This is a genomic window from Cupriavidus sp. JZ107 (assembly GCF_053903255.1).
The window spans coordinates 2,952,073-2,967,881 of the sequence record NZ_CP096481.1 but is presented as its reverse complement, the minus strand read 5'-3'; the positions used below and the strand labels follow the sequence as shown (position 1 = coordinate 2,967,881).

Genomic DNA, 15,809 nt, shown 5'->3' with positions numbered 1-15,809 from the left:
CGATCGGCGATACTAGCCGCTGCCGCCGGCGCGCCTGCCGCGCCACTCCTCCCGCCGGCACACGCAGACAAGCCCAAACCGAACCGACACCATGCGCACCGCCTCGTTTCCCTCGTCCGTATTCCCGTCCCTGGCCAATCTGCGCCGCTTCCTGCTGGTCGCGCTGCTGGCGCTCGGCCTGGCCGCCTGCGGCCAGCAGAAGCCGACCTTCCAGAACATCGACGTGACCGGCGGCAGCGAATTCGGCAAGGACTTCAAGCTGACCGACCACACCGGCAAGGAACGCACGCTGGCCGACTTCAAGGGCAAGGCCGTGGTGATGTTCTTCGGCTACACCCATTGCCCCGACGTGTGCCCGACCACGATGGTCGAGTGGAAGACCGTGATGGAGCAGCTCGGCCCGGACGCCGACCGCGTCCAGGTGCTGTTCATCACCGTCGATCCGGAGCGCGACACGCAGGCGCTGCTGGCCCAGTACGTGCCGGCCTTCGACCCGCGCTTCCTCGGCATGCGGCCCGCCGACGAAGCGGCACTGCGCCAGCTGACCAAGGACTTCAAGGTGTTCTACGCCAAGGTGCCCGGCAGCGCGCCGGGCAATTACACGGTCGACCATTCGGCCGGCAGCTATGTGTTCGATCCGGAAGGGCGCCTGCGGCTGTTCATCCGCCACGGCCAGGGCACCGAGCCGATCGTCAAGGACATGAAGCAGCTGCTGTCCTGACCTGTCCGGACGGCAGGCCGCCGGGGCTCAGCCCTTGTTGAAGATGCTGTAGAAGTCCGGCGCGCCGACCTCGGTCACGGTCAGGTCCAGCGACCCTTCGATGTGCTCGAGGTGCTCGCGCATCCGCGCGCGGGCCGCGGCTTCGTCGCGCTTCTCGATCGCCGCGATCAGGTCGCGGTGTTCGTGCTCCGGGCAGGCCGGCGCACCCGGCCGGTCATACAGCGTGATGATCAGGCAGGTCAGCGAGACCATCTCGCGGATGACCTTCTCCAGGATGGCGTTGCCGGCCATTTCCGCCAGCAGGATATGAAACTCCCCCGATAGCCGGATCACCGCGGCGCGGTCGCCGCGTGCGCGCGCCGCGTCCTCTTCCTGCACGTGCCGCTGCAGGCTGCGGACCTTGGCCGGCGTCGCGTGGCGCGCCAGCGTGGCGGCCAGCTCGGGCTCGATGACCTGGCGCGTCTGGAACACCTGGTGCGCCTCCTCGACCGACGGGCTGGCGATGAAGGCGCCGCGGTTCGGCACCAGCGTGACCAGCTTTTCGTGCGCCAGCCGGGCGAACACCTGGCGGATGCGCGCGCGGCTGGCGCCGGTGACCTCGCACAGCCGCTCCTCGACCAGTTTGGTGCCGGCCAGCAGCCGGTGTTCCATGATCGCGGACAGCAGGCTCAGATAGATCGCCTCGGTGGCCGAGGCTTCGGCGCTGCCGCTGTCCGCGCTCTCGGCGGCGTTGGCGGCGGTGTTGGCGGCGGCATTGGTGACTGCGTTTGCAGCGGCGGCGCTCATGGTCTGTGCGTCCTCAGCCGGCGCAACGGTGCTGCGGGACGTGGCCTTGCGGGCGGCGGGTTTGCCGGTGGCGGTCTTGCGCGTGGCCGCCGTGGGCGCCGATGCGGCGGCGGTCTTGCCGCCGGCCGGCTTGCGAAGTGATGACATTGTGACGATGCGCGGTGGACTTTGTCACCGCGATTGGCGACGAACGATCCGCATATCGTACACAAAGCGGGCGGCGCCGGCCCGAAACGCCGGTGCGCGCAGGCCGCCGTCCAGCCATCCGAGGCGTTCCTTCAGAGCGCCAGCGACAGATCGCCTTGCACCGCCGCCCTTGGCTCGCGCGCCGATTCGGCATGGGGATGCGTCTCGATCCAGTGCCGCGCGATATCGATGCGGCGCGCGATCCAGACCTTGTCGTGCGACTGCACGTAGTCCAGAAAACGCTGCAGCGCGCGGAAGCGGCCCGGGCGTCCGAGCAGCCGGCAATGCATACCGATCGACAGCATCTTCGGCTGGTTCAGCCCTTGCGGATCGCCCTCGGCGTACAGCACGTCGAAGGCGTCCTTCAGGTACTGGAAGAACTGCTCGCCGGTGTTGAAGCCCTGCGGCGTGGCAAAGCGCATGTCGTTCGAATCGAGCGTGTACGGCACCACCAGATGCGGCTTCGTTTCGCCGTTGCTCGTCCGCACCTCGGTCCAGAACGGCAGGTCGTCGCCGTAGTAGTCCGAGTCGTAGACGAAGCCGCCGTGCTCGACCACCAGGCGGCGCGTGTTCGGGCTGTCGCGGCCGGTGTACCAGCCCAGCGGCGCGCTTCCGGTCAGCTCGCGGATGATCTGCATCGCGATGCGCATGTGCTCGCGCTCGGTGGCCTCGTCGATGTTCTGGTAGTGGATCCAGCGCCAGCCATGGCAGGCGATCTCGTGGCCCAGCTCGACGAAGGCGCGGGTCAGCTCGGGGTGGCGCTGCAGCGCCATCGACACGCCGAAGATCGTCAGCGGCAGGCCGCGCTGCTCGAACTCGCGCAGGATGCGCCAGACACCGGCGCGCGACCCGTATTCGTAGATGCCCTCCATGCTCATGTGGCGGTCGGGGTAGGCCGCCGCGCCGACGATCTCGGACAGGAACTGCTCGGAGGCCGCGTCGCCGTGCAGCACGCAGTTCTCGCCGCCTTCCTCGTAATTGAGCACGAACTGCAGCGCAACGCGGGCGCCGCCGGGCCATCGGGCGTGCGGCGGCTGGCTGCCATAGCCGACCAGGTCGCGCGGATACGGTTGGCCGGCATCGGCGCCGGACTGCGGGCGGGAAGGGGAGAGCGGAGAGGACATGATCTGCGGCAAGCGGAAATCGTTGGACGTGGCGAGGGGACGGCGGCGCCTCAGTTGATCGCGAACGGTGCCAGCATGCCGGCGTAGGCCTTCGGCAAGGGCCTGGCCCAATCGCCGCGCTTGCTGGTGCGCAGCCGGATCGCGACCAGCGACTCGACCATCTTGACCGCCGACACCACGCCGTCGATCACCGGCGCGCCGATCGCGTCGGCGATCTCCTCGCACAGGTCGGTCATGCCGGCGCAGCCGAGCACGATGCAGTCGCTGCGGTCCTGCGCCAGCGCCTGGCGGCACGATTCGGTGATGATGCGGCGCGCGTCCGAGCCCGGCCGCTCCAGTTCGAGCACCGGCAGATCGCAGGCGTGCACGTTGCGGCAGAAGCGTTCCATGCCGTAGCGCTCGGCCAGATGCCAGGCGATATTGCAGGTCCGCGCCAGCGTGGTGACGACGCTGAAGCTGGTGCCGATCAGGCTGGCCATGTGCATGGCGGCCTCGGCGATGCCGATCACCGGCCCGCGCGCCATCTCGCGCGCCGCGTACAGCCCCGGATCGCCGAAGCAGGCGATCACGTAGCCCTCGACACCCTCGGCCTCGCCCAGGCGGATCTCCTCGAGGATGCCCGGCACCGACAGCGCCTCGTCATAGTGGCTCTCGATGGAAGCCGGACCCATGCGAGGGCTGACGGCGACGATGCGCGTGTCGGGCGAGGCCACGGTGCGGGCGCACTGGCCGATCTTGTCGGTCATGCTTTGCGTGGTGTTGGGGTTGATGATCTTGAGCTTCATGGCAAACGTCGTGGTCGGGTCAGGTCGTCGGTCGTCGGGTCGTCGGGTCGTCGGGTTCAGGCCGCGTGTCAGGCGGCGGCGAAGAAATGCGGCATCATGCGGCGCGCCAGCACGCGGTACAGCACCAGCGCGATGCCCATGCCGATGAACCAGCTGTAGTTGGCCAGGCCCTGCCAGGCCGGCACCACCACGCACAGGATCGGAATGATCGCGGCCGGGATCATCGTGGCGATCGCCACCGGGTTGTAGCCACGGGTGTACCAGTATTTGCCCTGCGGACGCATCGTGTACAGGTCGTCGACGTCGACCTGCTGGCGGCGCACCAGGTAGTAGTCGGAGATCAGGATGCCGAACAGCGGCCCGATGAAGGCGCCCAGCACGTCCAGCGTGTAGTGGATGACCTGCGGGTTGTTGTACAGATTCCAGGGCGTGATGAAGATCGAACCGACCGCGGCGATCATGCCGCCGGTGCGCCAGCTGATGTGCTTGGGCGACACGTTGGAGAAGTCGAACGCCGGCGACACGAAGTTCGCGACGATGTTGATGCCGATGGTGGCGGTCATGAAGGTCAGCGCGCCCAGCACCATCGCGAAGGTGCTGTCGATATGGCTGACGGTCTCCACCGGATCGGTGATCAGCTTGCCGAACACCGGCAGCGTGGCCGAGGTCGTGATCACGGTCAGCAGCGAGAAGCCAAGGAAGTTGATCGGCAGCCCCCAGAAGTTGCCCTTGCGGACCGCGCCGAAGTTCTTCGCGTAGCGCGAGAAGTCGCCGAAGTTCAGCATCGGACCGGAGAAGTACGACACCACCAGCGCGATCGCGGTCAGCATCACCGGCACCGCTTCCCAGCCGCTGTACTTGACGAAGCTCAGCGTGAAGCTGACGTTGCTCCAGCCGGCCTTGTTCACCAGCCAGATCGCCAGCAGGATCATCACCACATAGACAGCGGGGCCGGCCCAGTCGATAAACTTGCGAATGGTTTCCATGCCGGTCCAGAACACCAGCGCCTGCAGTACCCACAGCGTCATGAAGGCCGCCCAGCCCAGCGTCGACAGCCCGGCGAAGCCATGCAGCTTGACGTCGGCATAGGGCGCCAGCGACGGGAAGAAATGCAGCGCCAGCACCAGGAAGGCCGACGAGGCCAGATAGGTCTGGATGCCGTACCACGCCACCGCGATCAGGCCGCGGATCACCGCCGGAATATTGGCGCCGAGCACGCCAAACGAGGCCCGGCAGATCACCGGATACGGGGTGCCGGTGACCTGGCTCGGCTTGGCCACCAGATTGCAGAAGAACTGCACGATGACGATGCCGACCAGCAGCGCGACCAGCACCTGCCAGCTGGTCAGGCCCAGCGCGAACAGGCTGCCGGCGGTGATGTAGCCGCCGACGCTGTGCACGTCCGACATCCAGAACGCGAAGATGTTGTAGGTGCTCCAGGTCTGCTTCTTCAGCGGCGCCAGGTCTTCGTTGGTCAGCCGTTCGTCATACGATGGCTTGATCAGCGCGTTGCCATGGTGGACGGACGCGCTGTCCTGCAGCTCGGCGGCGGCAGGCGCGGTGGTGTGCATCATGCTTGTCTCCTCAAGGCGATGCCATGCGGTGGTAGGCGCGCGGAAGGCGCCGGATGGGCGGTGTGGATCGAAGGATCGGGAATCCGCTCTCAGGATTTATTTTGTAGACAGAATTGTCTACAAAATCTGTTGTAGTTGTGTACGGATTTGTAGATCACGGCCGCGTGATTGTCAACATCACGGCCGCGGGATGCGGGCAAACCCCGAGTCGGAGGGGGCACGCCCAGGTGCGGTGCGGCGCCGAAGCGGCAAAACAAAAGGGCCGGGTCCTTGCGGAACCCGGCCCTTGTCGCCGCCGTCACCCCCGCGCATGCGGGGAGCCAGCGGCTGGCTTGTGGCTTGCCGTTTATGGCCTGCGGGCGGCGCCCATCAGGCGAAGGCCTGCAGCGCGCCCTTCATCTTCTTCATCGCGGCGGACTCGATCTGGCGGATGCGCTCGGCCGACACGCCGAACTCGTCGGCCAGTTCGTGCAGCGTGGCGCCGCCCGAGCCGTCGTCGTTGACCTGCAGCCAGCGCGCCTCGATGATGCGGCGGCTGCGCGGATCGAGCTTGGTCAGCGCCTGTTCCAGGCCCTCGACCTGCATCCGGTCCTGGCGCTTGGCCTCGAGCACGCGCGTCGGCTCGTTGTGGTTGTCGGCCAGATAGGCGATCGGCGCGAACTCCTCCTCGCCGTCGTCGACCTGGCCTTCCAGCGCCAGATCGCCGCCCGACAGCCGGGTTTCCATTTCCATCACTTCCTCGGGCTTGACGTTCAGCTCGCGGGCGACCGCGTCGATCTCGTCCGGCGTGAAGGTATGGGCGCCTTGCTTGTGGCTGCGCAGGTTGAAGAACAGCTTGCGCTGGGCCTTGGTCGTCGCGACCTTGACCATGCGCCAGTTGCGCAGCACGTACTCGTGGATCTCCGCCTTGATCCAGTGGATCGCGTACGACACCAGGCGCACGCCCTGGTCCGGGTCGAAGCGCTTGACGGCCTTCATCAAGCCGATATTGCCTTCCTGGATCAGGTCCGCGTGCGGCAGGCCATAGCCCAGATACTGGCGGGCGATCGACACGACCAGACGCAGGTGCGACATCACCAGGCGGCGGGCCGCCTCGACCGAGTCGTGATCGCGCAGCTCGCGCGCGAGCCGCTGCTCCTCCTCGGCGGTGAGCATCGGAATACGGTGGACAGCCTGGATATAGCTGTCGAGATTGCCCAGCCCGGAGGGCAGGGTCAGGGCCATGCTGTTGGCGCGCTGCGGCACCATCGGCAGGGTGTTGTTCATGGTGATCGAATCGGCAGACAGGACTGCGTTCACTCAGGGCTCCTTTCGCATCCGGCGGGCGGCGTGCCCGCGTGTCGGAAGCATCGACGGCGTCGTGGCCGGCGCTTCCCACACTGCAATGCAACGCATATTAGCACTCCAGCCGGGTGAGTGCTAATTGGAGTCCGGTCCGCTACGATAGTTCCAGAATATCGGAGGAAAAATTCCATAGCGCTCCAGGTTGCTGGGAAGTCGCCCGGAAATCGCTGCGAAGACGGACACAAGTTCATTAGAGGGCCGGCGCCCGTGCCGGTTCTGCTGCAGGGACCATGCCATCGGGCCGCAAAGGCTACACTTGCCAGCATTGCGTCGATCCGCCACGCCCTTGGAGTGTCTGCCATGTCCGCCATTGAACATTTGTTGAAACCGCATGTAAGAGATATCGGCGACTTCTCGGTGCGGCGGGTGCTGCCCTCCGCCGCCGCACAAACCGTTGGGCCGTTCATCTTCTTCGACCACATGGGTCCGGTTCAACTGGAGCCCGGCAAGGGCATGGATGTGCGCCCTCATCCCCATATTGGGCTGGCCACCGTCACCTATCTGTTCGAAGGCGAAATCGTCCATCGCGACAGCGTCGGCAGCGAACAGACCATCCGGCCCGGCGACGTCAACTGGATGACCGCGGGCAGCGGCATCGTCCATTCGGAGCGCTCGCCGCAGGCCGCCCGCGACGCCGGCCCGCGGCTGCACGGCATCCAGACCTGGGTCGCGCTGCCGCGCGAGCACGAGACGGTCTCGCCGTCGTTCTTCCACCATCCGGCCGACACGCTGCCGCGGCTGGTCCACGGCGGCGCGCGCATCACCGTGATCGCCGGCGACGCCTTCGGCGCACGCTCGCCGGTGCAGGTGTTCAGCCGCACGCTGTACGCCGCGCTGGAGCTCGACGCCGGCGCCAGCCTGGCGATTCCGCCCGAGCACGAGCAGCGCGGCCTCTATCTGGTCGATGGCGCCGCCGCGATCGACGGCATCGCGCTGCCGGCCGAGCACCTGGCGGTGCTGACGCCCGGCGCCGAGGCGACCGTCACGGCGCTGGAGCCGTCCCGGCTGATGCTGCTCGGCGGAGAACCGGTCGACGGCCGGCGGCATATCTTCTGGAATTTTGTCGCCAGCACCCGCGAGGCGATCGAAGAGGCGGCGCGGCGCTGGGAGAACGACGAGTTCCCGCACGTACCGGGCGAGACCGAGCGGATTCCGCTGCCGCCGCGGCGGGTCTGACAGAGCCAATGACATGAGGGCACTCCTGGCCCACGCTTGACGGCTCTCCTCTCCCGCTTGCGGGAGAGGGGCTGGGGGAGAGGGAAGGGCAGTCGCTATGCCGCCCGCCGCTCGCCATGGTGACGCCTTTGCTCGCTCCCCGGCCCCCTCTCCCGCGGACGGGAGAGGGGAGCAAGGATCGAGTGGTGCGTACCCAAGTCGCTACAGCGGACTGACCCAGCTGACCCGCGCGCTGTCGCGCAGGCAACCGCGGATCGTCTCGATCTGCGTCGCGATCGGGGCGGGCACCGGCACGGCCCCCGCCAGCACCTGGCGGATCCACGCGGCTGTCAGCGCCACGTCGGTGCCCGGCGGCAGCGCCGGCACGTCGGCGACCGAGCCCGACATCGGGTCCACCAGCGTGCGCTGATGGCCGTCGTGCAGCCAGTCGATGCGGCTGCCGCGGCGGGCGTCGGCCACGACCTCGCCCTCGGTGCCGCGCGCCAGCAGCACGTTGGCCGGCTCGTGCGAGAAGTAATCGGTCAGCGTCTCGCGGTATTCGGGGTGCGTGTAGCTGTACAGCCGCAGCGCCTCGGCAGGCGTGTGCGCGCCGACCGGCTGCAGCATCTTGACGATCGTGTGCGAGGAATTGCGCAGCCCGATCAGGGTGCGCTTGTCGAGCAGCGCCGACAGGGCCGGCGACAGCACGTCGATCGGCAGCACCGCCAGCGGGCCTGGATCGGTATCGCCGCCGCCCGGCTGCGCGAGCCGCCGCGCGGCTTCGTCGACCGTCGCGCACGGCGCGATCCCCAGGGCCTCGAACAGCATGATGCTGGTGACGCGCTGATTGAACTCGCGCGTTCCGTGCACCAGCACCGGGATGCCCTCCCGCGCGAGCAGCAGCGCCAGCAGCGGTACCAGATTGGGCTGCTTGCGCGCGCCGTTGTAGCTCGGGATGACCACCACCTGACGCTCCGGCGCCGGCAGCGGCAGGCAGTGCGCATGCGCGGCCTCCAGCATGCCGGCCAGCTCGTGCGGCGCCTCGCCCTTGATCCGGTACGCCATCAGCACGGCGCCGAGTTCGAGGTCGGAGACGCGTCCGGACAGCATCGCGTCGAACAGCAGGCGCGCATCGTCGCGCGGCAGCGCACGGGCGCCGGCGACGCCGCGGCCGATTTCCTTGATATAGGGGGCCGCAGAGAAGGCGGGCGGAGTGTCGAGGCGGTCAGCGGACATGGCGGTGCGGTGATGCTGTACGGTGAGAGCGGGGCAGCGGGGGTGCAGCAGGGGGTACGTATCGGTCGATGATAGCGCGATACGCCAGGCGGCCCGCGCGGCGGCCGGCCACCGCCATTCAGGCCTTGATCGCGAAGCCGTCGGCATAAGCCTTCGGGTCGCGCGTGGCGTCCCAGATCACGCCGTCCATCAGCCTCGCCGTGCGGAATTCGCTGGCCGGCAGCGGTACCTGCGCGGCCGTGGCGGCCTGCCGGTAGATGTCGAGCCGATTGACCTGGCGGGCCACCGCCAGATAGTCAGGATGTTCCTTCAGCAATCCCCAACGCTTGTGCTGCGTCAGGAACCACATGCCGTCCGACAGGTAGGGATAGTTCGCCTCGCCGTCCCGATGGAAATGCATCGCATCGGGGTCGTCCCAGGTCCTGCCCAGCCCGTTGGCATAGCGGCCCAGCATGCGGTCGAGGATCAGCTCCATGTCGGTGTCGACACAGGATGGCGCGGCGATGGTCTCGGCCGTCCTGCGGCGATTCGACGCCGACGCGTCGATGAAGCGCGATGCCTCCAGCACCGCGGCCACCATCGCGCGCGCCGTGTTCGGATACATCTGCACGAATTCGGCCGTGGTGCCCAGCGTCTTCTCGGGATGGTCGCGCCAGATGCCCTGCGTGGTCTCGGCGGTGAAGCCGGTGCCGTCGGCGATCGCCCGCGCGTGCCACGGTTCGCCGGCGCAGAAGCCGTCCATCTGGCCGAGCCGCATATTGGCCACCATTTGCGGCGGCGGCACGGTGATCGCGCGCGCCTCCCGCATCGGATCGATGCCGTGGGCCGCCAGCCAGTAGTACAGCCACATCGCATGCGTGCCGGTGGGGAAGGTCTGCGCGAAGGTGTATTCGCGCTTTTCCCGCGTCATGTAGGCGCGCAGGCTGGCGCCGTCCCGGACGCCCTTGTCGGCCAGCTTCGTCGACAGCGAGATCGCCTGGCCGTTGTGGTTCAGGTTCATCAGCACCGCCATGTCCTTCCTCGGTCCACCGATGCCCAGCTGCACGCCGTAGACGAGCCCGTACAGCACGTGCGCGGCGTCGAGCTCGCCGTTGACCAGCTTGTCGCGCACGCCGGCCCACGAGGCCTCCCTGGCCGGCGTGATGCGGATGCCGTGCTTGCGGTCCAGCCCCAGCGCGGCGGCCATCACGATCGAGGCGCAGTCGGTCAGCGGGATGAAGCCGATCCGGACCTCGGTCTTCTCCGGCGCGTCCGAGCCTGCCGCCCAGGCGCCCGCGCGCACCATCGGATCGACCAGCGTCATCAAGGCGGATCCGGTCAGGTTCGCCCGCGCGCGGCCGCGACCGTGGCTGGCGGGCGGCGCGTCGGCGCTGCACCCGAATGCATCGGCAACGACGGCCGGGCGCCGGATTTTGGCGGGACTGGGGCGAGGGGGCATGCAAGACTCCAAAAAAAAGCGCGACGGTCCTAGCCCATCACGTCGATCACGCGCTGGGCGGCCTCGACCAGCTTGATGCCGCGCTCCATCGCCATGGTGCGCAGCCGCTTGTAGGCCTCGTCCTCGCTGAGGCCGCGCGCCTGCATCAGCAGGCCCTTGGCGCGTTCGACCACCTTGCGCTCGGTCAGCTTCAGCCGGGTCGCGTCGAGCTCCGCGCGCAGCGCCTGGTCCAGCTGGAAGCGCGCGTAGGCGACATCGAGCACGGTCTTGACCCGCTCGGCGCGCAGGCCGTCGACGATATAGGCCGTGATGCCGGCCGTCAGCGCGGCCTTGATGCGTTCGGCGTCGTCGTTGTCGGTGAACAGAACGATCGGGCGCGGCGCATGCTGGGTCGAGACGCAGACGTGCTCGACCGTATCGCGCGCCGCCGACTCCGAGGCAATGATGATCAGGTCCGGCTGGCGCGCGGCGATGACGTCCGGCAACGCGAGGTCGGCGTCGACCGTCTCGACCTCGCTGAAGCCGGCGGCCGCCAGGCCGGCGCGGATCGTGTCGACGTTCAGCGGATCGGCGTCGAGCGGATCGCGCACCAGCAGGATCCGCAGCGGCCGCCCGCCCGAAGCCGGGGCGGCGGGCGTGGCGGCCGAGGGCGCGGAACGCGTCGTGGAGGGCGGGGACGGGCGGCGATTCATGGGTTTGGTCAGGCGGTGGCCGACGGTCGGGTGGCCGGCTCGCTTGTTGGCTCGCTAGTTGGCTTGTGGCCGGCTTTCCATGGCCGCCTCGGCGGCCGATGTCTGCTGCCTGCTTCATGCAAGAATCACGCCGGGTTTTGGGGCGCCGCTTGCCCCGCGATGGGGCGGCCGGTGTATGCTGATGCCCTGCCGCGAGGGGTCGGGCACCGCCGATGCCCTCGCCGCGCCGGTCCCGCCCGGCGCTCGCGGCGCCATCCGGACCGCGCTCCGATATCCATTCCAGAAGCCATCCAGTGGAGAGATGCATGACCGAGGAGTTCGTATTCCAACCCCCCGCGCCCACCGGCGTGCCGGTGCGCGGCAGCAGCGCGCGTTTTCCGGTGCGGCGGGTCTACTGCGTCGGGCGCAATTACGCCGCCCACGCACGCGAGATGGGATCGGACCCGGACCGCGAACCGCCGTTCTTCTTCTGCAAGCCGAGCGACGCGGTCAGCCCGGTGGCCGACGGCGCCGAGGGCACGTTCCCGTATCCGCCGGGCTCGAACAACGTGCACTACGAAGTCGAGCTGGTGGTCGCGATCGGCAAGGGCGGCCGTGACATCCCGGTCGAGCAGGCCGCCGCACATGTGTTCGGCTATGCCGTCGGTCTGGACATGACCCGCCGCGACCTGCAGAACGAATCGAAGAAGACCGGACGTCCGTGGGAGACCGGCAAGGCCTTCGACCAATCGGCGCCGATCGGCCCGATCGTGCCGGTGCAGGCGATCGGCCATCCCGAGCGCGGCGCGGTGACGCTGGCCGTCAATGGCGCCGAGAAGCAGCGTGGCGACCTGTCCGACCTGATCTGGTCGGTGCCCGAGATGGTGTCGTACCTGTCGAAGCTGTTCGAGCTGCAGCCGGGCGATCTGATCTACAGCGGCACGCCCGAGGGCGTGGGCCCGGTGGTCAAGGGCGATCGCATGCAGTGCGCGATCGAAGGCGTGGGCGAACTGACGGTCAAGGTGGTCTGAAGCGATGCTCAAGCTCTACAGCTATTTCCGTAGTTCGGCGGCGTTCCGCGTGCGCATCGCGCTGGCGCTCAAGGGCCTGCCCTTCGAATACGTGCCGGTGCATCTGCTCAAGGATGGCGGCCAGCAACTGAGCGAGCAATACCGCGCGCTGAACGCCAACGCGCTGGTGCCGACGCTGCTGGACGACGACCATGCGCTGTCGCAGTCGATGGCGATCGTCGAATACCTGGACGAGACCCATCCCGAGCCGGCGCTGCTGCCCGGCACGGCGCTGGACCGCGCCTACGTGCGCGCGGTGGCGCAGTCGATCGCCTGCGAGATCCATCCGCTGAACAACCTGCGCGTGCTCAAGTACCTGAAGCACACGCTCGGCGTCAGCGAGGAAGCCAAGGACGCCTGGTATCGGCACTGGATCGAGGTCGGCTTTGCCGGACTCGAAGCCACGTTGACGCGCGAGGGCAAGGCCGGCCGCTTCTGCCTGGGCGATACGCCGACGCTGGCCGACATCTGCCTGGTGCCGCAGGTCTTCAACGCGCAGCGCTTCCAGGTCGATCTGGACCCGTATCCGACCATCGTGCGGATCTTCGACGCGTGCATGGAGCTGCCGGCGTTCCAGCAGGCCGCACCGAAGGCCCAGCCCGACGCGGAGTAAGTGAAAGGCCGTCAATGAAAACGGGCGCCGCTGGAAACAGCGGCGCCCGTTTTCTTGCTGTCGTGTCCGAGAACGCCTGCTCAGTCGCCCAGCAGCGCCCGCGCGAATTCGTCGGCCTTGAACGGCTGCAGGTCCTCGACCTTCTCGCCCACGCCGATGAAGTAGACCGGCACCGGACGCTGGCGCGCGATCGCGGCCAGGATGCCGCCCTTGGCAGTGCCGTCGAGCTTCGTCACGATCAGGCCGGTCAACTGCAGCGCATCGTCGAAGGCCTTGACCTGCGCCAGCGCGTTCTGCCCGGTATTGGCGTCGATCACCAGCAGCGCCTCGTGCGGCGCGGAGGGCATCGCCTTGCCGATCACGCGCTTGACCTTCTTCAGCTCTTCCATCAGATGCAGCTGCGTCGGCAGGCGGCCGGCGGTGTCGGCCATCACGATATCGACGCCGCGCGCACGGGCCGCGTTGACCGCGTCGAAGATCACCGCGGCCGGATCGCCGCTCTCCTGCGAGACCACGGTGACGTTGTTGCGCTCGCCCCAGATCGTCAGCTGCTCGCGCGCGGCGGCGCGGAAGGTATCGCCCGCGGCCAGCAGCACCGATTGGCCGTAGTGCTGGAAGTGCTTGCACAGCTTGCCGATGCTGGTGGTCTTGCCGGCGCCGTTGACGCCCGCGATCATCATCACCATCGGCTGCTCGCGGCCGAGCTCCATGGTCTTCTCGAGCGGACGCAGCAGCTCGGTCAGCAGATCGCGCAGCGCCAGGCGTACGCCCTCGGCGGTGTCGATGCGCTCGCTCCTGACGCGGCGGCGCAGCTCGCCGAGCAGATATTCGGTGGCCTCGACGCCGGCGTCGGCCATCAGCAGCGCGGTCTCCAGCTCCTCGAACAACGCCTCGTCGACCTTGACGCCGACGAACAGCGTGCTGATGCCGCGGCTGGTCTTGGACAGGCCGGTGCGCAGCCGCTGCATCCAGCCGCGCTTGGCCTCCTCGCTCGGCGGCGGCACCGGGACCAGCACCATTTCGTCGTCATCGCCGTCGCCGGTGGCGGCGGGCGCGGGCGGGGACGGCGGCGCGGGCTGCGCGGCGGGGGCCGGCTGCGGTGCCGCTTGCGGTTGGGGGAGCGGTTCGGGCAGCGGTTCGGGTTGGGGTTCCGTTCGCGGCTCGGGCTCGCGTTGTGGCTCGCGTTGTGTCTCCGGCTCGTGCTGCGGCTCTGCCTGTGGCAACACCTGCGGAGCGGCTTCCGCCGCGGGTTGCGAGGATCGCGTGAACCACGACAGCGGCGACAGTCGGGACGGTGCGGGTTTGGCTTCGGCGGCCGGAGCGGGGGCTTCGATCGGCGCGGGCGGCGCCACCGTTTCCGGCTGCGCCGGTGCGGCGCTGACCGACGGCGCTGTGGCGATCGGTGCCTGCGCTGCCGGGGCCGAGGTTGCCTGCGTCGACGCCTCGGCGGGCGCGTCGGTCGGCTCGGCCTTGCGCTTCTTCCAGAAACTAAACATTGGGAAAGGGGTCCATACCCCGGTAGAATCAATCGCCAAAATTCTAGCAGACGGGGTCGCATGAACCATCGCGCAGGGTCGACCGCGGCGTCGACGTGGCAGGGCGCAACGCCCGCCCATCAGCATGTCTCGAACGGTGCCGACCGGCGCCGGCATTCCCCTTCGCCATCATGGCGGCCCTCTCGCTTGGCCTCGCTCGCGCTGCTCGCTGCCACCGCGTGGCTGCCGCTGGCGCATGCGCAGGGCGTCGCGGTCGACGCGCCGCCGGCCCCCGGGGCGGCGGTACAGGCCGCGGTCCCCGACGGCGGCACCACCGAGTTCAAGCTCGCCAACGGCATGCGCGTGATCGTCAAGGAAGACCATCGCGCGCCCACGGTCGCCCATCAGGTCTGGTATCGCGTCGGCGGTATCGACGAGGTCAGCGGCACCACCGGCGTGGCCCATATGCTCGAACACATGATGTTCAAGGGCACGCCCAAGGTCGGGCCGGGCGAGTTCTCGCGGCAGATCGCCGCGCTCGGCGGCCGCGAGAACGCGATGACCAATCGCGATTTCACGATGTACTTCCAGCAGATCGCCAAGCAGCATCTGCCGCGGATGATGGAGCTCGAAGCGGACCGCATGGCCAACCTGGTGATCCGCGCCGAGGACTTCGAGCGTGAGATGAAGGTCGTGATGGAAGAGCGCCGGCTGCGCACCGACGACTCGCCGCGCGGCACCGTCTACGAACAGCTGCTGGCCACCGTCTATACCAGCGCCGGCTATCGCCATCCGGTGATCGGCTGGATGAACGACCTGGTCAATATGCGCGTCGACGACGTCAGCGCCTGGTATCGCGAGTGGTACGTGCCGAACAACGCGATCCTGGTCGTGGCCGGCGACGTCAATCCCGCCGAGGTCCGGGCGCTGGCCGAACGCACCTACGGCAAGCTCAAGCCGCGTGCGCTGCCGGTGCGCAAGCCGCAGATCGAGCCGCCGCAGAAGGGCGTCAAGCGGATCTGGGTCAAGGCGCCCGCCGAGAATCCCTATCTGGTGCTGGCCTACAAGGTGCCGCGGCTGCGCGACGTCGAGAAGGACATCGATCCGTATGCGCTCGAGGTGCTGGCCGCCGTGCTCAACGGCTACGACAATGCACGGCTGACGCGCGACCTGGTTCGTACGCAGCGGCTGGCCGACGACGTCAACGTCGGCTACGACGGCATCAATCGCGGCGAGTCGCTGTTCGTGCTCGACGGCACGCCGGCCAACGGCCATACCACCGACGAGATCGAGCGCGCGTTGCGCCAGCAGATCGAACGGATCGCGCGCGAAGGCGTGTCCGACGAGGAGCTGCGGCGGGTCAAGGCGCAGGTCGTGGCAGGGCAGATCTACAAGCGCGACTCGGTGTTCGGTCAGGGCATGGAGATCGGCGTGGCGGAAATCGCCGGCATCTCGTGGCAGCAGCTCGACCGCATCCTCGAGCGGATCAAGCAGGTCACGCCGGATCAGGTCAAGACGGTGGCGGGCAAATACTTCAGCGAGGACAACCTGACCGTGGCGACGCTGCTGCCGCAGCCGATCGATCCCAACCAGCCCAAGCCCCAGGCCCCGTCCGGCCTGCGCCACTGAGG

14 protein-coding genes are annotated in these 15,809 nt (G+C 68.3%); 5 read left to right on the top strand and 9 right to left on the bottom strand.

What is annotated here, in order from left to right; all coding sequences use genetic code 11:
• Positions 1 to 91 precede the first annotated feature (91 nt).
• Positions 92 to 721: an SCO family protein gene (locus M1D55_RS23010; protein ID WP_064572501.1), complete on the top strand. Its 630-nt coding sequence runs from the start codon at positions 92 to 94 to the stop codon at positions 719 to 721.
• Between the two features lie 27 nt (positions 722 to 748).
• Here the strand turns inward: M1D55_RS23010 and M1D55_RS23005 are convergent, their stop codons facing one another.
• The 5 genes from M1D55_RS23005 to rpoH all read right to left on the bottom strand — a co-directional run bounded on the left by M1D55_RS23005 (position 749) and on the right by rpoH (position 6,442).
• Positions 749 to 1,654: a GntR family transcriptional regulator gene (locus M1D55_RS23005; protein ID WP_456281922.1), complete on the bottom strand. Its 906-nt coding sequence runs from the start codon at positions 1,652 to 1,654 to the stop codon at positions 749 to 751.
• 131 nt (positions 1,655 to 1,785) lie between these two features.
• Positions 1,786 to 2,817: an allantoinase PuuE gene (puuE, locus tag M1D55_RS23000; RefSeq protein ID WP_456281921.1), complete on the bottom strand. Its 1,032-nt coding sequence runs from the start codon at positions 2,815 to 2,817 to the stop codon at positions 1,786 to 1,788.
• 50 nt (positions 2,818 to 2,867) lie between these two features.
• A complete protein-coding gene (locus M1D55_RS22995; RefSeq protein WP_006578316.1) occupies positions 2,868 to 3,602 on the bottom strand; it encodes an aspartate/glutamate racemase family protein in 735 nt (244 codons plus the stop codon).
• A gap of 68 nt (positions 3,603 to 3,670) precedes the next feature.
• Positions 3,671 to 5,176 (bottom strand): NCS1 family nucleobase:cation symporter-1, encoded by a 1,506-nt coding sequence (locus M1D55_RS22990; RefSeq protein ID WP_156526345.1) that lies wholly within the window; start codon positions 5,174 to 5,176, stop codon positions 3,671 to 3,673.
• A gap of 369 nt (positions 5,177 to 5,545) precedes the next feature.
• Complete coding sequence (gene rpoH / locus M1D55_RS22985; RefSeq protein WP_456282759.1) at positions 5,546 to 6,442, bottom strand: RNA polymerase sigma factor RpoH; 897 nt, start codon at positions 6,440 to 6,442, stop codon at positions 5,546 to 5,548.
• A 378-nt stretch (positions 6,443 to 6,820) separates the two neighbouring features.
• On the opposite strand from rpoH, the gene M1D55_RS22980 reads away from it, so the two are divergent.
• Positions 6,821 to 7,696, top strand: coding sequence for a pirin family protein (locus M1D55_RS22980; protein WP_064572507.1), 876 nt, complete (start codon positions 6,821 to 6,823; stop codon positions 7,694 to 7,696).
• Positions 7,697 to 7,897: 201 nt separating this feature from the next.
• Here M1D55_RS22980 and ybiB read toward each other — a convergent pair whose 3' ends face one another.
• The 3 genes from ybiB to M1D55_RS22965 all read right to left on the bottom strand — a co-directional run bounded on the left by ybiB (position 7,898) and on the right by M1D55_RS22965 (position 11,041).
• Positions 7,898 to 8,911 (bottom strand): DNA-binding protein YbiB, encoded by a 1,014-nt coding sequence (ybiB, locus tag M1D55_RS22975; RefSeq protein WP_456281920.1) that lies wholly within the window; start codon positions 8,909 to 8,911, stop codon positions 7,898 to 7,900.
• 118 nt (positions 8,912 to 9,029) lie between these two features.
• The gene (locus M1D55_RS22970; protein ID WP_456281919.1) at positions 9,030 to 10,349 is read right to left on the bottom strand and encodes a CmpA/NrtA family ABC transporter substrate-binding protein; all 1,320 of its coding nucleotides are present in this window, start codon (positions 10,347 to 10,349) and stop codon (positions 9,030 to 9,032) included.
• 29 nt (positions 10,350 to 10,378) lie between these two features.
• Positions 10,379 to 11,041, bottom strand: coding sequence for an ANTAR domain-containing response regulator (locus M1D55_RS22965; RefSeq protein ID WP_456281918.1), 663 nt, complete (start codon positions 11,039 to 11,041; stop codon positions 10,379 to 10,381).
• A 305-nt stretch (positions 11,042 to 11,346) separates the two neighbouring features.
• Between M1D55_RS22965 and M1D55_RS22960 the strand changes: the two genes are divergently transcribed.
• Together M1D55_RS22960 and maiA are read left to right on the top strand one after the other, a co-directional pair.
• On the top strand, positions 11,347 to 12,051 hold the full coding sequence (locus M1D55_RS22960; RefSeq protein WP_064572511.1) for a fumarylacetoacetate hydrolase family protein: 705 nt from the start codon (positions 11,347 to 11,349) through the stop codon (positions 12,049 to 12,051).
• A 4-nt stretch (positions 12,052 to 12,055) separates the two neighbouring features.
• Entirely contained in the window at positions 12,056 to 12,703 is a 648-nt protein-coding gene (gene maiA, locus M1D55_RS22955) for a maleylacetoacetate isomerase (RefSeq protein WP_064572513.1), read from the top strand.
• Between the two features lie 80 nt (positions 12,704 to 12,783).
• Here maiA and ftsY read toward each other — a convergent pair whose 3' ends face one another.
• Positions 12,784 to 14,199 (bottom strand): signal recognition particle-docking protein FtsY, encoded by a 1,416-nt coding sequence (gene ftsY / locus M1D55_RS22950; protein WP_456281917.1) that lies wholly within the window; start codon positions 14,197 to 14,199, stop codon positions 12,784 to 12,786.
• A gap of 60 nt (positions 14,200 to 14,259) precedes the next feature.
• On the opposite strand from ftsY, the gene M1D55_RS22945 reads away from it, so the two are divergent.
• Complete coding sequence (locus M1D55_RS22945) at positions 14,260 to 15,807, top strand: M16 family metallopeptidase (protein WP_456281916.1); 1,548 nt, start codon at positions 14,260 to 14,262, stop codon at positions 15,805 to 15,807.
• Positions 15,808 to 15,809 lie beyond the last annotated feature (2 nt).